This is a genomic window from Virgibacillus tibetensis (genome assembly GCF_036026595.1).
In the GTDB taxonomy this organism is placed as follows: domain Bacteria; phylum Bacillota; class Bacilli; order Bacillales; family Amphibacillaceae; genus Virgibacillus_P; species Virgibacillus_P tibetensis.
The window spans coordinates 60,378-78,131 of the sequence record NZ_JARZFX010000008.1 but is presented as its reverse complement, the minus strand read 5'-3'; the positions used below and the strand labels follow the sequence as shown (position 1 = coordinate 78,131).

The following is a 17,754-nucleotide window of genomic DNA, read 5'->3' as shown; positions in this document are numbered from 1 at the left end:
CATCTCCCTTCCCCTGGCGCCCTTTACTCTTTGTTTGATTGGATATATTATTGAATTAGCATACCTGCTTAAAACCGTTGCGATCATACCAAAGTAATCCTGGGAAGCAAAAATATTTCTTTAGAAACGATGCATTTGGGTCCTCGGACCAGACGGCGAAATGCGGGAAGCAACAGGATCTAAATACCAAAAGGTAATGTATCGGAGGTAAAGTTTCCTTCAATACCTCTTTTATGGAGAAAGTAATCTTTGACTTCCTCTTCGTTTAACCCAAGCTCAGTTAAACCCCTGCCGATAGTAGTTATATAGGCTTCCGATGGCTTCGAGAATATTGCTTCATCCATTGGTGTGTTAGCTGTAAATGTGAACATCGGAAAACCAACCTCCTCGCCCAGGTAAATGATCGTTCCGTACCAGCCTTCCGTTATCGTTAAACTGCCTTCACGTATTACACGTTGCAGATCTATTTCCAATCCCGGCTGCTTGTTCTCCTGAGCAACAATTTCAGAGAACTGTTCGTCCGTAATAAGATATTTCCTGCCGAGCGTTCGTTCACTTTCAATTGGGTCATGACCGATAAAGGCTACCCCACCTGTTCCCCATTTGCTGCGTTCTTTGGCAAAGTATAAAGGATAAGGTAACTCAGCCAATACACTTCTTTTCGGGGCAGTTTTGTCTATACACCCTAGTTCCCTTGTTTCCGACCCGTGGGGAATATCACCATTGATGTAACACATAAATCGATCCTCACAAAGATTGGAACCATAACTTACATACCATACATCCATCTTTATCCCTCCTGAAATATAGTTTAATATTACCTGATGTACAATGATAATTCTAGTGAACCTCTCTACCTAAATCATAGATTTTTACGGAGCATCCCTTATCTTAAATACAGTACAAAACTAGCGGTTAAGCCATCTTCTGCGCCGGAATAAGATAAATTAATGAGGATAAGGTCTGTTGTGTTCTCTTTGACAACCCAAGAACTTGCCTGGAGAGCCACCACTTCTTTTCAGAAATGGGTTTTTGGATTCTTCGAAATAAAATACCGCACCCCAAAATCCCCTCTCATTTCATCTTACCGAGGTATTCGAATACAATAACGTCACAATTGTTTTCATGAGCATTCCTAACAATTTCATGCGATGTATTATTGACGATATGTTTTTGAAGTCCGTTCACTTTTTTTGTCGGGTGGCACTCTTACTTCCGATAAGTGACTGTCGTAAAATCCATGCCACTTTCTTTTTCTGGTATTCTCTTATCCTCTAGTTGATTTCAAAAAACGGTAAGATAGATATTAATAACTTCCACTAAATTATTCGCTGCTCCCTTTTTAAAGAATTCTTATATTTTTAATTGCAGTAGACATAATAAGTCTAAATGATAAATGTAAAAAGACTCAAGAGAATCAGCAGAAATAAGGGTTAAAATAAAAAGTAACAGGGAATTACACCACAGAAACTAATTTTTAAAGGAGGATACAAATGAATAGGAAAAAATTCTGGTTAGGCTTTGTATTGTTTATAGCTGCCCTCCTTTTAGGGGCATGTGGTGGTGACAGTGAGAATGAAACGGATCCGAAGAACGAGGAAACTCAGGAAGATACTAGTATGGAGACTGAACCTGATTCCGATCATTCGAATGAGGATATGCACGAACATATGTCAAGTTCTGGTGAAGTCCCTGAGGATTTGCAGGAAGCAGAAAACCCAACCTATGAAGTTGGAAGTACAGCCATCATTGAAGTAAAACATATGGACATGGAGTCAATGGATGGGGCCGAAGCAACCATTGCTGGCGCTTATGACACCACTGCTTATTCTGTATCCTTTACACCCACCACTGGTGGAGAGCCCGTAGAAGACCATAAGTGGGTGATCCATGAAGAATTAGAAGATCCTGGTGAAGCACCGTTAGAACCAGGAACCGAAGTTACAATGGAGGCATCTCACATGGAAGGGATGGAAGGTGCAACCGCAGTGATTGATTCATCTGAAGAAACGACAGTATACATGGTGGACTTTACTCCAGAATCTGGTGGAGAAGAAATTAAAAACCATAAATGGGTCATTGAAAATGAATTGGCCCCTTCCGAGTAGATGTAATAGTAGAATAGAACGTTAAAAACTGCTGAAAGAGGTTAGGTATTAAGTGCTAACTTACGTATTTCCCATCAATTAAGGGTATACGATTTGTTTGACTAAAGAGAAGTACCGTTCTGGAATGAACGGTACTTCTCCTTTTTGTTTTATTTGGTCTTTGATACATTCGACAAAAAGCGGGGAGGGACCTAATCCCGCACGTTATGGATCCATGCTCTGTCTTCGTCCATCATTTTCTTGGCGGCGTAGATGGTTAAGAACTGGATAATGATAATTGGTAATCCCATGAGTCCGGATAGTACTTCCAGGGGAGCCAGTCCTCCTATTCTCATCAAAAGTAGGGCCACTACAGTGATGATGGCAGCAACAATAATTCGTAAACTTCTTGATGGCTCGGCTTTACTCATATTCTCTGTGCCTGTATAGGACGCTATTGTATAGGTTGTTGAATCCAGCGTCGTAGTCAGAAAGACCATTGCAATAATCACAAAAACGACAATCGCAATTGTTGATAAAGGCAGTGATAACAATATTTCTGGGATAACTGCCATTTCGTCCTGCTCTTGCACCATGTTCAATACATCAATCTCACCAGTAAGAAACCTGTGTACACCAAGACCTCCAAGGACACCTGTTGCGACCCATGAAATAAGAGTGGGTGCTAGTAAATAAGTTAAGATCATTTCTTTTATAGTACGACCACGGGATATCTTTGCCGCAAATACACTGTGCAGCATGGCCCATGTCGCACTGTAGGCAAACCAGAAGACAGTGTGGCTTTCAATATGGGTCGTGCCTTCCATATCCAGTGAGTTAGTATAAAAAGACATATTCATATAATTAGATAGTAAAAAACCAACACTATCCGTAAAGTAATTTAAAATAAATATACCAGGTCCTACCAGCATAATGAATACAGCAAAAGCCGCAGCAAGGTACATATTAAAAGTACTTAATCGTTTAATACCTCTCTCAATTCCCAAATAAGCACTAATAGAAAATAAAAATACCCAGATAAGTGTCACAATTAACGTTAAAGTAAACGTAACTTCAATGTTAAATAATTCAGCGAGGTTATAGGTTATAATCGGTGCTCCCAAACCCAGTGTAACAGCAGCCCCAGATAGGATACTTACAAGGAAAATAACGTCAAGTACTTTTCCACCTAATCCATCGGTAAATTTATCGCCAAAAATGGTACGGCATGCTTCGGAAATTCGCATAAACGGTTTCTTCCGAACGTGGAGAATATACGCCATCGCAGGTGCTGCCATCACAAAGATCGCAAACACCTGGAAGCTCCACATAAACATTGCATAGGAATTCCCCCACAGCAGCGCCTCTGTAGACTGGGCTTCCACTCCAAAAGGTGGATCATTTGCAACAGCTGTCCACTGCACCATACCAGTTCTCATAATCGTAGAACCAAGTCCCATAGCAATTAAGATCGATGCGTATTCAAATAATGTGAACCTCGGCTTCTCCAGCGGATCGCCCAGTACTACATTTCCATACTTTGAAAAAGATAGAAATAAACCCGCGGCAACAAGAATGATTCCATACCAAATATAGCCCCATTTAAAACCTGCTACAATTTTATCGAAAATGCTATTTAATAATTCCAGCGATTCCTTCTCATACAAAGAAAAAGGAATGCTTATGGCAATAATAATTAATAGAGACGGAGTAAAAATCCGATAATCTATCAGTCTCCTCTTGTTTGACTTCTCTCTCTTTTTAAGCATTACAAGAAACCTCCAATTATCATGTGATGTAAAATCTACTCTATCTTATTACCGCTTGCTTGCTTTATTAAACGCAAACTAAGCTTATTTTTACGGGACTTATGGATTGGAATTTCTGAGCTGTTATAGTTTTTAAAAAATAAAACAGTCCAGATGGGTAAATTTACCGATCTGGGCTATTTCTTATATTTGTTTCTTTCGTTTTTATAGACCTGTTGATCCAAATAGACCTCTACTAACTCATAACATCTTTCTTTTGTAACTTCTGCTTGTTTGTGCAGCCGTATATTGATAAGACTCCAGCGAACCGCCTTTAAATTGTAATGCTTCCTCTTCTGCCACTTCATCTCTGTGTTTTATCCAATCTCGCTGTTTTTACCTTAACGCATTCATTTCGCTTGCAGTGAGTTGTTTCTCCAATACTCCATAGACCTCAAACGATATAGTTATTAGTATCAATATTATATCAACTAGCAACCAACTACTTTATCTCACCTTCCTGTTGTTAATCCATTTTTCGGTTTTCCATTGGTCACTCATATATTCTTCAGATTCACCTGTATTTGCATTGATCATAAACACTTTTTTAAATGAACCCTCTTCTACTTGTACCTTCCATATGGGTAAATGTACAAGGAACTTTTCTACTATTTTGTGCTCTGGTTTTTTTAATACATACGAACGATTGATTTGCGTATGTTGGATATCTTTAATATATTTTTGTACTTCCTCTGACTTATCAATTCGTGGTGCTATTACTTTGGTCGATCCTATTGGGTGGTCTGTAGTTTTTGGTACAGTTGTGAGTAATCCACGATATCCAGATACAGCATCGACAAAGCACATCATAGGAATCTTCTTTGGTTTAAATGGTTTTCTATCAGCGATTACCAATAATTTTGCTAACCAAATCGGATGATATATCAACTCTTTACTATGGATATTCCTTTTCAGGAAATCGGTGTTGATTCCCTTCTTTACCTTCATGGACCAATTTAGTGTCTTGTACATATACTTACACAAATTTTCTTCCTGAATTAATGTATTACTTCCTAACAGCACAATATCTTCTCTTATTAGTTGTAATTCTGCCATCGTATATTCACCTCTATTTAGCTAGTCTTTTGCTTTTACCTAGCCGGAATGGTAACTGTCTACTTTAGCCTGTATTTCTGCTGATGGAGGATTAGTTAGTAAGCTCACCACGACCATTAAAACTAGGGATACTGGTGCAGCAATAATAGGCTCAGCAACTAATGCGAGTGGTTTGGTGATAACTAAAATTAAAAATGTAATCGATCCACCAATCATTCCCGCCAAAGCTCCAGCCGTGTTAGCTCTATTCCACCAGATTCCCAAAACGAGTGGAAATCCAAAAGCAGACAAGAGACCACCACCAACCCAACCAACCATGATAGCGATTAATTGTGGTGGATTAATTGCAATAATTATTCCAACAATACTTGCTACAATCATTACAACAAACCCTATTTTCGTTACCGTTTTCTCCGAGGCTTCTTTGTTTAGATATTCTTTGTAAATGTCGCGAGCAACACCTGCCGAAATGGCTAATAACATAGCATCAGCAGACGACATAATAGCTGCTAATAGACCTGCAAACAGAATACCTGCCAAAATAGGTGACATGTAATGTTCAATAACGGAAACAAATATCATATCCTGATTGGCCAGACTATCAATAATACCTAACGCTGCCCCACCCGAAGCAATAACTAAACCGAAAACAAATACCATTAAATAAAGCAAACAGGCCCACATCGCTGACCTACGTGCAGTCCTTGCATCCCGTGAAGCAAAATTTCGCATAACAGCTGAGGGAGAAACAATTCCGAACCATAAGAATGCTAGAAATAATCCAAAGTAGGACATCCATGGCTGGGTTATTTCACCAAAAGTTGGGTTAACTGCTAAAGCATCTTGAATTAGAGATGCGAAACCATTATGCTGCGTTAATATAATGAGCGCCAGTACGAGCATACCAATTAACATAACTGCTCCTTGAATAAGGTCCGTGTATGTAATTGCCCACATGCCACCAAGTGCCGCGTAAAGGGTAAACCCTATCCCCAGAACAATTACCGCCGTCGTATAATCAATTCCTAACACATAGGAGCCGATGAGTCCAGATGCCGTTAATTGTGGGACCATATAGAACGTCATACCAATTACAACAATTACGACAGCGATGATTTGAACCGAATTACCGAATCGCTGTTTAAAAAATTCTGGTAATGTGCTGACACCAGATCGCCTTATTTGTCCTGATACTAAAAACAGAGTAAAAGGCAGAATGGCCACTGCACCAAAGCCGTAAGCGAAAAGAAATGGAACTCCGAGTGCTACACCTGAACCAACCGCACCCATCAACGAGCTGGAACTAGCTAAGGCAGCAAACAGTGCAAAAGCCCCAACAAACGTATTAATACTTTTACCTGCAGTCCAATAATCACTTTCCGATGAATGCGCGCGTTTTGTAAAATAAATTCCTATTAATGTCATTCCAAGAAGGTAAATTCCCAATATGACTGCTTCCATTACTTGCATATATCTTTCCCTCCAATTCTCTAAATTTTTTTAGGTATGGATTTCAAAGACTAACTTTCCTTTTTTTCGAGTTTTTCTATCCAGTAAACATAGACAACAGCCAAGGCAAACCATACGACATAGCTGAAAAACATCAGCCATCCGGCTAAAGATATCCCCATCAAATAGACATCTGTTGGCCACCAAATCAATACAATCCCTGCAAAGAAAAGAAATACACCCAATAAAATTATTCCAGGATCTGAAAGCTTGGATTTAGATTTCATACGTAAATCTCCTTTCATTTATGTTTTATTCTTAATTCCTATCACAATGACAGTTTGGTTCCAATCCCTTTCCCCTGTGCCTGCTCGTAAATTAAATTTGCTACAACGACATCAAATAAAGCCATACCTGTTGATTTAAATACAACGGTACTCTCCTTGTCGATTGCCATTTTCGTCTCTGATAAAAGGTAGGTGGACATTTTTTGTATGGAATCGTGCGTGATCCAACCTTCCTTCAGTGGTGTGGCAAGGTCGCCTGACTCCTCAATAGCATGGTCCGTATCGATAAATATTTGGTCAGTCAATTGGTAAAGTGATTTAGGAAATTCTCTCATGGTAGGTTGAAAGGAGCCGACTCCAATAATAAGTTTATTTTCAAGTAGGCCTGAATTGTCTGGGAGAACGGGTTCTTTGGACGTTGTGGCAGTAATAACTATTTCCGCATTGGATACAGCTTCTTCAACGGATTCGGTTGCATGGAGCTGCACAGTTGATCCAATCCATTTTTCTAATGTTTCTTTGAAAGCAGGTATTTTTTCTGGTGAACGATTATGCAGATAGATATCTGTAATAGATCGTTCTGCACATGCAGCGATAGCCTGATAGAGACCCTGAACCCCTGTCCCAATTATCGCTAGCTTAGTAGCATCTTCTTTTGCTAAATGCCTTACTGCTGATCCTCCGATAGCTCCTGTTCGCATTCCAGTTAAGAATGTTCCATCCAATATGCTTTTTACGGCACCTGTCTCACTATTATTTAATACGACTAGGCCATGAAGTGTCGGATGCTCTTTATTATTTGGAAATAAGGTTACCAGTTTGGTTCCGATAGCATCTTTTGTTAAACATGGCATTAATAATAGCGTATTATCTTCATCGTTAACTTGCATTCGTGTAGGCATTTGAAATTGATTCAATTCATAGACTTTGTATGCCTCATCAATAGCATCAATAACATCCTTCATGGTAACAGCCTCTTTGATAGCGCTTTCATTTAAAAATAACATAATAGTTTACCTCCATTATTGATGTAAGTACCATTCAGATTATAAACATCCTCGAGCAACATAATTCGATAATTCCTAATATTACATCCTATTAGAACTGTAATTATATTATTCAGTAAAATCCATGGTCATTTTAACTAAAAATTAATGACCTATTGGTAGCTGTTTCTCGTTATAAACATGATCTGCTACAGAAGAATACTATAGCGGCGGAGCTCATCCATAATTAAGATGTTCGTGCACACTGCACAAAATGAATATTGCCATTGAAATGAACCACCTGTGCCATAAAATTGATCCACTTAGGACATCATTTTGATCCTCCTCTGCCATGAAGAGATCCAGTACTATTGACCTGATATAAAAATTTGGAAACGGTCTTAACAAGGAGAAGAGGTAATGATAGGCTTTCATGCCAGGCAAGCTCCTAGCTGCCGTTTATTGCCAAAAATTATTACCACAGAGGCTCCTTGTCAAGACCCCCAAATAGGCCTGCAAACCTATTTTCAACAATCTATCTTAGTGGATCAAAAAGATGGCAGGGCTGGATCTACATGATGGCAATATTCACAAAAAGATGAGTCAGTTAATTGTCTGCTCTACTTGTTCTGTAATCTATAGAAATTAAACCCAAAAAAAAGAATGCTAACTATGAAAACTAAGTATTCCGATAACGTGGTGATAATCCAAATTATTCACAAATATAATTGCTCTAACCATCGGATAAATGACTAAACTTAATGAAAAGCAGATGACCAGAGGGATGTTCTTCCAATCCATAAGCATCCCAGTACCTTCAGTTACAAATAATATTATTTCTTAGCAGACAACTAAACTAAACTAAAATAAGAGTCACCCTGATGCCTTTTTAGATAGATAATCTTCTCTTTCATCTTGGTCTTAAATTTCTGTTCTTCCATTAGCTATGTAATTAAACAAATATGTAATTAAAATGGAAAAGAAAATAATTGTATCAAGTCTTAATTCACCATTAACAAACCATTTATACAGTCCAAAATACGCAATTTGCATTTAAAGCAACAATATTACATAGATAATACTTCTATTTTTCATAATAACATCTATTTCCCATCCTTTTATTTTGTCTTTTCCTCATCCTCAAAAATAAATAACTCATCAACCGTTGTACGAAGATTACGTGCTAAGTTAAACGCTAATGATAGTGTGGGGTCATATTTATTATTTTCAATAGCATTAATTGTTTGGCGTGTAACATTACACTGATTAGCTAAATCCTCTTGCGACAATTTCAAAGATTTTCTACTCACTTTTATATTATTTTTCAATAATCTTTAATCTCCTTTATCGCCTCAAAATGTATAAAACATTTTACATTTCCAATTATAAAGGAACCAACAAATATGTCTAATACTTTTTACATTTTTGTTGGTTTCTTCTTAAAGTATTCTCCTTCTTAGCACAAGAAGCGATTGCACTTGTTCCGCAATCGCACATTTAGTTGAAGAAGACCTTTATCACCAACCATTTCTTAACTTTTTACCAAAATAGGCTATGAGAGAAAGGAGAATGGAGGCAGATAAAAACATAAAGTATGTGTTTAAATTAAAGTATTGCTTATTAACGTGTATAGACAAAAAAGAAGTGATGCTCTCAATATACTGCCAATCCACAAATCCAAAATCTTTTTTGTAAGTTTCCGTCAAAACATCTCGATAATTTAGAAAGGCATTTCTTTGATATAAGATTGAAATCACTATGTGAATAAGGGTAATTGAAACTCCAATAGATAATACAAGAGGTTTGATAGTGTAATCATTTAAAATTTTATTCCATAAATACACTAGACAGCAAAACATAATTAAAATAACACCTAATAATAAAATTGCAGGGTTCCCATTCCCCGATGTTTGACCAGGTGCTGGGTTCATTATATTACATATCCAAAATATCGGTATCAAGATAACACTGATTACTATTGCGAAAATTTTTTCTTTTTTAATAAAAGATACCCCCTATCCATTATCATACAATACTGCTAGTTAGCTTAATAAGAACAGGTAGAAAATCACCAACACCTTATCAAACTCTTGCACCCGTTTGTTGAATGAGAACCTTTTTTTTATTCCATATTGCTTTTGTATAAGCTATACTTAATCCTGCTCTTTCCATATTATTTTGACTGACGGAACCAAATTTCGCTTGTCCCACAATTAAATCACATTCTAGTTGATTAGCTTGAAGGATTCGGTGTTCAATTAAAGCAGCGTGTATTCCTTTATTTCTTAAAGATGGAATGGTAGCCGCCGCAGCGAGAGTAGCTATACGGTCGTTTACGAACAAAACCCCTATCCCAGCAGGTTCGTTTTCATAGCTAGCTAAATAAAATGTCCAATTTTCACTATCATAAAGTATTTCATTATTTTGAGCTATTCCGTCTTTTAAGAAAGGCGGCATTTGAAAACCTTTTATATAGATTTCAGCAAAAGTACCAAATTCCTGTCTTTTTAATTTACGGATTGTAAGTTTTTGTTCATTTAGCTTATTAATAGTTACCAATTCTCTTGAGAGTTGAGTATAAAGAGTTGTATGAAAATCGTTATGATAATAGCCTGCTTCACTTAGACAAGTTAGCAATTCTGAAGAAGTATGTGCTGGAGTTAGTTCAAACCGAACAGGAATCTCTTTTTGTTTATAAAAATCTATTATCTTTTCTATATGTTTTTCATCACCTGCATTTAACCCTTTTACTGTATTAAAAGATGGACCTGGTATGTTCTTTACTGAAAATGCTGTTGCATTTCCAAACTTTTTAATCTCCACACTCATTGGGTTTCTATCAATTTTTTGTATCTCTGTTAGTCTAGAACTCAAAGCGTCTATTTCTGCATTTTCCAATCTCTCTGCTAATTCTTTTTTTACAGCTATGCTCACTTTGTCACTCCCCAATCAGAAGTTACTTACTGGTTCAACAATGAATAAATTTTTTCTTCTTCAACTATTTTGCTGCGTTAGCTCAATAACATATCTTAATTCTAACATTAAATTCTACTCAATCCACCCGAATATTTTAAAAACTTATTTTATTCAACTTAGTGGTAAAGATGTTGATAATAATATTTTAGGGAGTGAGCAGTTATGTTATTATCGGATGCTGCAATGAGTTATGAGGCAGATAAGAGAATTGAGGGTTTTTCAGCACAAACTTTAAAAGCTTATAGGCTGCAAGCAAAGCTACTTATGGATTACTTTGGAAATATCAATATAAGTAAGATAACAACCATGGTATGTCAACACTAAATCAAACAACTTTTTTAAGGGCTAAATTTCGATATGTTACCGGACTTAGGTAACCAAGTGTGCTGTGTGATCGGATATTATTGTACCAATTAACATAATCAAAAAGTTCAAGAGCGAGCTGTTCAAGGGTAAGAAAGTGCGTTCCGTTGATTAATTCTGTTTTTAGTATCTTAAATGTCGCTTCGGCCACCGCATTATCATAAGGATTCCCTTTATGGCTCAGAGAGCGTTTAATCTGATAGTTACTTAATAATTCATCGATACCAACGTTCTTAAATTCAGATCCACGATCTGTATGAAATAATTTCACATTTCCTAATGGACGTTTGACTGTCGCAAAGGCACGTTGAACTAAAGCTGCGTCTTTGCGCTCACCAGCGCTGTAACCAACTATTTCTCTATTATATAAATCTATTAAAAAACAGACGTAGTTCCAATGTTTGCCTACTTTGACATAAGTTAAGTCACTGACCAACACAGACATCTCTTCATCTACTTGAAATTCCCGGTGTAACACGTTTCCAATGGATTCTTCATTTGGTCGGGAGATCATTGGCTTGTAGGACGCTTGTGCATATTTCGATTGAATCCCAAGTTCCCTCATGAACCTACCTATGCGATGTCTGGAGACCGTATGACCTGCTTTAAATAGGGCATCTTTAATTTTACGAGTTCCGTATACTTGACGGTTTTTGTTGAAAATCAATCGTATTTCTTCTTTTAATTTTTGTTCTTCTGCAGCTTTTTTATGTTTTTTTTGGGCTGCTATTTCTGTTTCATAGTAAAAAGTGCTCCGAGCTAATTGAAGGACTTCGCACAATGCTGATACCGAATATTTCTGTCGATTTCTTTCAATCACATCTATTTTCGTCCCATGATCAGCGCGGCTTGCTTTAAAATATCGACTTCCATTTCTAGCTGTTTATTTCTTTTTTTTAATTCCATCAACTCTTGCTCTTTAGGGCTTCGATTGTCCTTTTCTTTAAAAGATCCAGACTGTTGAAATTGCGCAATCCTGTTAATGGCATTTAAAAAATGTACCATTTGGCAATCGGGCGTATGCAATAAATCCTGTATAAATACAACTTTACATGGAGAAGTGGTGGCGGTAGGCTAATTTGCCAAGCAAGACCAACCCTTGCCCTATTGCCCTTGACCTTTACCACAGAGGCTCCATGTCAAGTTACTTTGGGTATGAATATATATACTGCCATACTTATAATGCCGATTGCCATTTCATACAAAAACTAAATGCCAAATACAGCAATCCACCTATCTAAAGCAGATGCAGTTAATTCATATTCACTGACAATATCTTGGCGACTTTTCCCACTTTCATATAAAGCTACCACTTGCTTTTTGAAATCAGTTGTAAACGTTCTTCTTTTTTGGGACATAGTAGATTCTCCTCACTCATTGTTTATAATTCTACTTGCCCTTATTTTTTCTGTCCAACTAAGTGTAACCTATCCTCCATACAACTGAAGAATTATTTAGCTGAATCAAGTAATAATTTAAAACCTTCAAGTTTGTCACACCGTATTAGATTTATACGTTCCCTATTTCGTTGGCTACACGAAGAAGGGATCATTGAGTTAAATCCTGCTAGTAAAATAAAGGAACCAAGAGTAGGAAAACGCATTCCGAATTTTCTTACTGAAAGAGAAATCGAATATTTAAGGGACGCTTGCTTTTCTCCAATGGAAAAAGCCTTATTTGAATTCATGTTTTCTACTGGTTGTCGAATAGGAGAAATTGTTTCTTTGGATCGAAATAGTATTAATTGGGGAAATCAATCTGCTATTGTTCGTGGTAAAGGAGATAAGGAACGAGAAGTGTACTTTAATATCCGTTGCGATATTTGGCTTAAGAAATATCTAGATAGCAGATTCGATAATGATCCAGCAATCTTTGCTACAGAACGCTCTCCACATAGAATGAGCATTGCTCAGATGAGGTATATAATTAAACGAATATCCAAAAGAGCAGGAATAAATAAAACCATTCACCCTCACCAGTTAAGGCATAGTTACGCAACGCACCTGTTAAATAATGGTGCCCCACTAGAAGTTATTCAAAGTCTGCTAGGTCACGAAAAAAGTGAAACTACAAGAATTTATGCAGAACTAAGTGGTAGACTACGGCAAGAGTTTTATAGAAAATATTTCTAGAATATTAAAGAGCAACGCATATTATAACAGCGTTGCTTTTTTCAACTATTGCACCATTTAATTGAATAAGATCTTCTCTAACAGTTTCGTGAAAACAAAACTAATAACGCCGACACCAAAAGAAGTCGTTCCCCAAATAAACTCATAAGCACCTTCTAGACTATGAGGACTGTCCAGAAACCTTATGAAAAAATACAGCGTTAGAAGAACAGGAAATATAGAAAATAAGTATTTTAGCTTGTTAACAAATTTATATAATATTAAATTAATGATGACGATAATGATTACAGGTATTACTCCGTATGTTAACCAGAACATATTCCCCACCTCCTGAATAACCTTTATTATCTAACTATCTCAACTAACCTTCGACATTAACGTAATAAGGGTGCTGTTCCTTTTTTCAAGAAAAGCACCAGTTAGTTGAAAACTGATTTAATAATGTATTCCCTTATTAGAAAACACATTTATTTCATATTTTGCTAAATCATCTTTAGATAAATTATCTTCTAGGTACTTCTCAACTTTTGGTATATCATTTTTATCATAAACATCTACGAAAATTGCAGGTTCTCTTTCACTAGATTCCCCAAATTCACCAACTTGGGTACTTTGCACTTTATATTTACCCCATACAGAATCAACAACTCCATCTAGACTGTATGGCTCTTTTTGTGCAAACCCAATAAACGTAAAAGCAGCAGTACACATTAATACTAATATTCCTAACTTCCTTTTTATACCCATTTTTCAAACCCTCCGTTACTTATTACTATAAATAGTATTTCATAAAATGCCCCTGATTCCCATACAATTCTATTCCATTATTGCACCAGTTAGTGGATTAGTTGCATTTTGGTTGGTCTAATTCAATTACTTTTCCATTTTTCACTTTCTTTCCAATTTCTACCCATTTACCACCCACTCTCTTAAGTTTTACCATTACATTATTATGAGACGTGTCTTTATACAATAGATAAGAATATTTTGGTTCCCCAAAAAAATAAATTCGACGTTCTCCCATACTTTTGCCAATAAAAAACTGATTCAAACTATCAATACTTTCATTTGATTCACCAATTAAAGTGATTATATGAAATAGGTCCTCCATAGTGAAATAAAATACATTGTCATCATCTTTTTCCGTATTCAAATACTTATAAGTATTTAATACATCATCAAACACACTATCGAGAAATTGATTATGTCTTTGCTCGATTTCTTCTTTACAATCAGCAGATAGTGTATATTCTTTAGCAATGGTATTATTCGGTTAAACATTCAACATAGCAACTAAACTAACTATTATAACCGCATACTTCTTCAATTTTAACCACCTCGTCTTTATATTTCCAACTGATAAAGGAGTTTATTCATTGTATTTAAGTATTAATAAAACGCTCATTCTGGTACTTATTCTTATTCAAAAAAACTGCCTCGTTACTAAAAAAACGTCACGACTTATTGTAGTAACGCACCCGTTAGTCATTCATGTAGCGCAAGACCAGCGCTACACCACAGAGAATGAAAATGATTCGCTGCGTCGATACTGATTCTACGGCTGGATGAGGAAGGTCGATCAACTATGGTGCGTGAGAGCCCATCCGTTAGTCTGACTCCTTCGACCACGGTGCATCACTGACTGTCGCTCCCTTTCGGGAAGCACTCATGGTAGATTAATCCCTGTTCTGGTTGTTGCACCAGCCTCCAATAATATATGCCGTAGAAAGGATGTTTTTTCAATGGATATAATCATTGAAAGAGCCTGTGGTATGGATGTCCATAAAGACAACATTACTGCCTGTATCGTAACTCCAGAAGGAAAGGAGATTGAAACATTTTCTACTAAGACGTTGTTTCTTATTCAGATGATTGATTGGATCAAGGAGCATAGGTGTACCCACGTTGCTATGGAAAGCACGAGTGTTTACTGGAAACCAATTGTTAACTTACTAGAATCAGAAGACATAGAGTTTCTTGTCGTAAATGCTCAACACATTAAGTCTGTTCCTGGAAGAAAAACGGATGTCAAAGATGCAGAATGGATAGCGAAACTACTCCGTCATGGTTTACTAAAAGCTAGTTATATCCCTGACAGAAACCAGCGAGAACTTCGTGAACTTGTTCGGTATCGTCGAAGCATTATTGAAGAACGTGCTAGGCAACATAATCGAATTCAAAAGGTACTAGAAGGAGCTAACATTAAATTAGGTTCTGTTGTTTCAGACATCATGGGTGTTTCTGCCCGGGATATGCTTAATGCGATAGCTGATGGTGAAGATGATCCGGAAATACTTGCGAACTTCGCTCGACGTACTATGAAAAAGAAAAAAGATGAACTCCAATTAGCACTAAAAGGCTATATCAGCCCTCATCAAAGGCTCATGATAAAAACGATCTTAAAACACATTGATTTTTTATCAGACCAAATTGAGATGTTAGATCAAGAAGTAGCTGATAGAGTATGCAAATATCAAGATGATATTGAGAGATTGGATTCTATTCCTGGCATTGCAACTCGGATGGCTGAACAAATGCTAGCTGAACTTGGAACAGATATTAAGAACCAATTCCCTAGTGCATCTCAGATGTGTTCATGGGCTGGATTAGTTCCTGGAAATAACGAAAGCGCAGGAAAAAGGAAAAAGTCTAAAACCAAAAACGGAAACAAATACTTAAAATCAGCTTTAATCGAAGCAGCCCATTCTGTAAGGGGATCTAAAAACTATCTTGGCGCACTTTACCGACGAACCGCAGCACGGAAAGGTAAGAAACGCGCAGGAATCGTAGTGGCACACGCCATTCTACGTATCTCCTATTATCTCTTAACACGTAAAGAAATGTATGTAGACTTAGGCGAAGACTACTTTGATAAACAGAAACAACAATCCATTGTTCGACATTCCTTACGTCGACTTGAAAGTCTAGGCTATACAGTTACAATAGCAGAACAAGAAGCATCTTAATGCAATTTTCTGTACAATAGATTAACGAATTAAGGCGCTCTCCTTTTTTTTAAAAAAAGAACGGGCTGCGTCTACTTAAGTATTGCCTTTTTACCTATATTACAGAAGTGAATTTTCATGGTAGTTGAATAAAGAATTAATATGACCTCACTGGCGATATTAAGTGAAGGTGTGTGTTATTTCCAATAGGATAAATTAATATAGGTCTCATTGATCCACTAAAACTTATACAAACCTCATCCTCTTTTATAACTTTTAATGCATCCATCACATACTTTCCATCAAGAGATACGCCTAATTCTTTTTCACCTTGTATAGTGTTAATATTTTGCGTTTCTTCTATTTTTCCTACCTCTGTCGAATCCGAAGAAATTCTCATCTTATTTCCATTAATTTCCATATATATTATTGTTTTTCCATTCATTTGCGAATAAGCACGCCCTATCTATACCTTTTAGTAATTGTTTTGTATCCAAAGTAATCGTTGTTTTAGATTCTTTAGGAATTAAATCTGAAACGTTAGGATAGTTCCCTTCTATTAACCTTGAATATAAAACGGTAGTATTTGATTTAAATACTATGTGGTTATTTGTTATGGATACATCTATTGTAGCTGAATCACTATCAAATAACTTAGTAAGTTCATTTAGAGCTGTACTTGGAACGATGCAAGAACTATTTATTTTTGAGCTTATTTTATGTTTTCTTAATGCTAATCTATGGGAATTAGTTGCTACGGATGTAAGTAGATCTTCCTGAAAGGATATGTGTACTCCCGTTAGTACGGGTCTCGTTTCGCTTTTTGAAACTGCGAATAAAGTTTGTTTAATTATTTCAATTAATTCATTGCAAGCGATTCTAATGTTATTACTATTATCAATTGTAGGAAGACTTGGATACTCATCAGAATTAAATCCATTTAAAACAGTTTTTATTTCATCGGACTGAATTCTAACTATATTACTTTCACTAACATTTAGATGTATGTCATTAGGGAGTTTCTTAACGATTTCACTCAAATATTTAGCTGAGATTACTACACTCCCTGTTTTATAAACATCTAACACCTTTATTCCATTTATTTGGTTTGGAATGTTCTTTTCAATAACAATGTCTGAATTACTTCCTATAAGTGTTAAGTTCTCTTTATTAGCAATAATTTTAACACCAGTTAATATAGGAAGTGGTGTTTTTAAAGATACCGCTTTACTTACTTCTGAAATTGCCTTATTTAAACAATCATTATTTATTGTAATTTCCACAAATAAAACTCCTCTCAAAAACATTAGTAAATCACTTCGTTGTTCCACTAACCTGCTACGTTAGTGGAACAAGTAGGTTAATCTCCTAACACCATATTTTCTCTTTCGATGATTTCCCCTTTCATACTAATTTCGTACCAGATATTCGGAGAGGCATCTTCGTGTGGAGGTTGTAAGGAACTCACCATTACTCTCCAACCTTCTTCAATTTTTTCTGTTTTATAAACTTCAAATTTACTATTATTAGGCTTGAAATTGGGTGCGTCTTCTAAAGCAATTGTTTCTACTTCTCTTTGGTTATTTTGTCAGTAACTTTACCGGAGGCACATCCACTAGCTAAGATAACCAACACAATAGAAACCAGAATTAAGAACTTTTTACT

Annotated in this window: 19 protein-coding genes and 1 pseudogene; 5 read left to right on the top strand and 15 right to left on the bottom strand. The window is 36.4% G+C overall.

Annotation, left to right across the window (positions count from 1 at the left end; all coding sequences use genetic code 11):
• Positions 1–179: 179 nt before the first annotated feature.
• Positions 180–788, bottom strand: a complete 609-nt coding sequence (locus QGM71_RS14930; protein WP_327608357.1) for a hypothetical protein — start codon at positions 786–788, stop codon at positions 180–182.
• A 705-nt stretch (positions 789–1,493) separates the two neighbouring features.
• Between QGM71_RS14930 and QGM71_RS14925 the strand changes: the two genes are divergently transcribed.
• Positions 1,494–2,108, top strand: coding sequence for a YdhK family protein (locus QGM71_RS14925; RefSeq protein ID WP_327608356.1), 615 nt, complete (start codon positions 1,494–1,496; stop codon positions 2,106–2,108).
• A gap of 191 nt (positions 2,109–2,299) precedes the next feature.
• Here the strand turns inward: QGM71_RS14925 and QGM71_RS14920 are convergent, their stop codons facing one another.
• The 5 genes from QGM71_RS14920 to QGM71_RS14900 all read right to left on the bottom strand — a co-directional run bounded on the left by QGM71_RS14920 (position 2,300) and on the right by QGM71_RS14900 (position 7,694).
• Complete coding sequence (locus QGM71_RS14920) at positions 2,300–3,856, bottom strand: BCCT family transporter (protein ID WP_327608355.1); 1,557 nt, start codon at positions 3,854–3,856, stop codon at positions 2,300–2,302.
• A gap of 486 nt (positions 3,857–4,342) precedes the next feature.
• Positions 4,343–4,951 carry a hypothetical protein gene (locus tag QGM71_RS14915; RefSeq protein ID WP_327608354.1) on the bottom strand — a complete coding sequence of 203 codons (609 nt, stop codon included), beginning with the start codon at positions 4,949–4,951 and terminating at the stop codon, positions 4,343–4,345.
• Positions 4,952–4,990: 39 nt separating this feature from the next.
• Entirely contained in the window at positions 4,991–6,421 is a 1,431-nt protein-coding gene (locus tag QGM71_RS14910; RefSeq protein WP_327608353.1) for a sodium:solute symporter family protein, read from the bottom strand.
• 50 nt (positions 6,422–6,471) lie between these two features.
• The gene (locus tag QGM71_RS14905) at positions 6,472–6,687 is read right to left on the bottom strand and encodes a hypothetical protein (RefSeq protein ID WP_327608352.1); all 216 of its coding nucleotides are present in this window, start codon (positions 6,685–6,687) and stop codon (positions 6,472–6,474) included.
• Between the two features lie 41 nt (positions 6,688–6,728).
• Positions 6,729–7,694 carry an ornithine cyclodeaminase family protein gene (locus tag QGM71_RS14900; protein ID WP_327608351.1) on the bottom strand — a complete coding sequence of 322 codons (966 nt, stop codon included), beginning with the start codon at positions 7,692–7,694 and terminating at the stop codon, positions 6,729–6,731.
• A gap of 399 nt (positions 7,695–8,093) precedes the next feature.
• Between QGM71_RS14900 and QGM71_RS14895 the strand changes: the two genes are divergently transcribed.
• A complete protein-coding gene (locus QGM71_RS14895; protein WP_327608350.1) occupies positions 8,094–8,252 on the top strand; it encodes a hypothetical protein in 159 nt (52 codons plus the stop codon).
• Positions 8,253–8,791: 539 nt separating this feature from the next.
• Here the strand turns inward: QGM71_RS14895 and QGM71_RS14890 are convergent.
• From QGM71_RS14890 to QGM71_RS14880, 3 genes are all read right to left on the bottom strand, one after another.
• Positions 8,792–9,001: a helix-turn-helix transcriptional regulator gene (locus QGM71_RS14890; protein ID WP_327608349.1), complete on the bottom strand. Its 210-nt coding sequence runs from the start codon at positions 8,999–9,001 to the stop codon at positions 8,792–8,794.
• A gap of 189 nt (positions 9,002–9,190) precedes the next feature.
• Positions 9,191–9,604, bottom strand: coding sequence for a hypothetical protein (locus QGM71_RS14885; protein WP_327608348.1), 414 nt, complete (start codon positions 9,602–9,604; stop codon positions 9,191–9,193).
• A 151-nt stretch (positions 9,605–9,755) separates the two neighbouring features.
• Positions 9,756–10,607 (bottom strand): GNAT family N-acetyltransferase, encoded by an 852-nt coding sequence (locus QGM71_RS14880; protein ID WP_327608347.1) that lies wholly within the window; start codon positions 10,605–10,607, stop codon positions 9,756–9,758.
• Between the two features lie 204 nt (positions 10,608–10,811).
• On the opposite strand from QGM71_RS14880, the gene QGM71_RS14875 reads away from it, so the two are divergent.
• On the top strand, positions 10,812–10,973 hold the full coding sequence (locus QGM71_RS14875; RefSeq protein WP_327608346.1) for a tyrosine-type recombinase/integrase: 162 nt from the start codon (positions 10,812–10,814) through the stop codon (positions 10,971–10,973).
• A 1-nt stretch (position 10,974) separates the two neighbouring features.
• Here the strand turns inward: QGM71_RS14875 and QGM71_RS14870 are convergent, their stop codons facing one another.
• A complete protein-coding gene (locus QGM71_RS14870) occupies positions 10,975–11,838 on the bottom strand; it encodes an IS3 family transposase (RefSeq protein WP_327608433.1) in 864 nt (287 codons plus the stop codon).
• 382 nt (positions 11,839–12,220) lie between these two features.
• Positions 12,221–12,370, bottom strand: a complete 150-nt coding sequence (locus QGM71_RS14865; protein ID WP_327608345.1) for a transposase — start codon at positions 12,368–12,370, stop codon at positions 12,221–12,223.
• A gap of 78 nt (positions 12,371–12,448) precedes the next feature.
• On the opposite strand from QGM71_RS14865, the gene QGM71_RS14860 reads away from it, so the two are divergent.
• A complete protein-coding gene (locus tag QGM71_RS14860) occupies positions 12,449–13,144 on the top strand; it encodes a tyrosine-type recombinase/integrase (RefSeq protein WP_407703038.1) in 696 nt (231 codons plus the stop codon).
• 57 nt (positions 13,145–13,201) lie between these two features.
• On the opposite strand, the gene QGM71_RS14855 is transcribed toward QGM71_RS14860, so the two are convergent.
• The 3 genes from QGM71_RS14855 to QGM71_RS14845 form a co-directional block, all read right to left on the bottom strand.
• A complete protein-coding gene (locus tag QGM71_RS14855) occupies positions 13,202–13,462 on the bottom strand; it encodes a hypothetical protein (RefSeq protein WP_327608344.1) in 261 nt (86 codons plus the stop codon).
• A gap of 117 nt (positions 13,463–13,579) precedes the next feature.
• Positions 13,580–13,891 (bottom strand): hypothetical protein, encoded by a 312-nt coding sequence (locus QGM71_RS14850; RefSeq protein WP_327608343.1) that lies wholly within the window; start codon positions 13,889–13,891, stop codon positions 13,580–13,582.
• 97 nt (positions 13,892–13,988) lie between these two features.
• On the bottom strand, positions 13,989–14,297 hold the full coding sequence (locus tag QGM71_RS14845) for a hypothetical protein (RefSeq protein ID WP_327608342.1): 309 nt from the start codon (positions 14,295–14,297) through the stop codon (positions 13,989–13,991).
• A 589-nt stretch (positions 14,298–14,886) separates the two neighbouring features.
• Between QGM71_RS14845 and QGM71_RS14840 the strand changes: the two genes are divergently transcribed.
• The gene (locus QGM71_RS14840) at positions 14,887–16,110 is read left to right on the top strand and encodes an IS110 family RNA-guided transposase (RefSeq protein WP_327608341.1); all 1,224 of its coding nucleotides are present in this window, start codon (positions 14,887–14,889) and stop codon (positions 16,108–16,110) included.
• A gap of 136 nt (positions 16,111–16,246) precedes the next feature.
• Here QGM71_RS14840 and dnaN read toward each other — a convergent pair.
• Positions 16,247–17,372, bottom strand: a pseudogene (gene dnaN / locus QGM71_RS14835) (DNA polymerase III subunit beta).
• Positions 17,373–17,754: the final 382 nt, after the last annotated feature.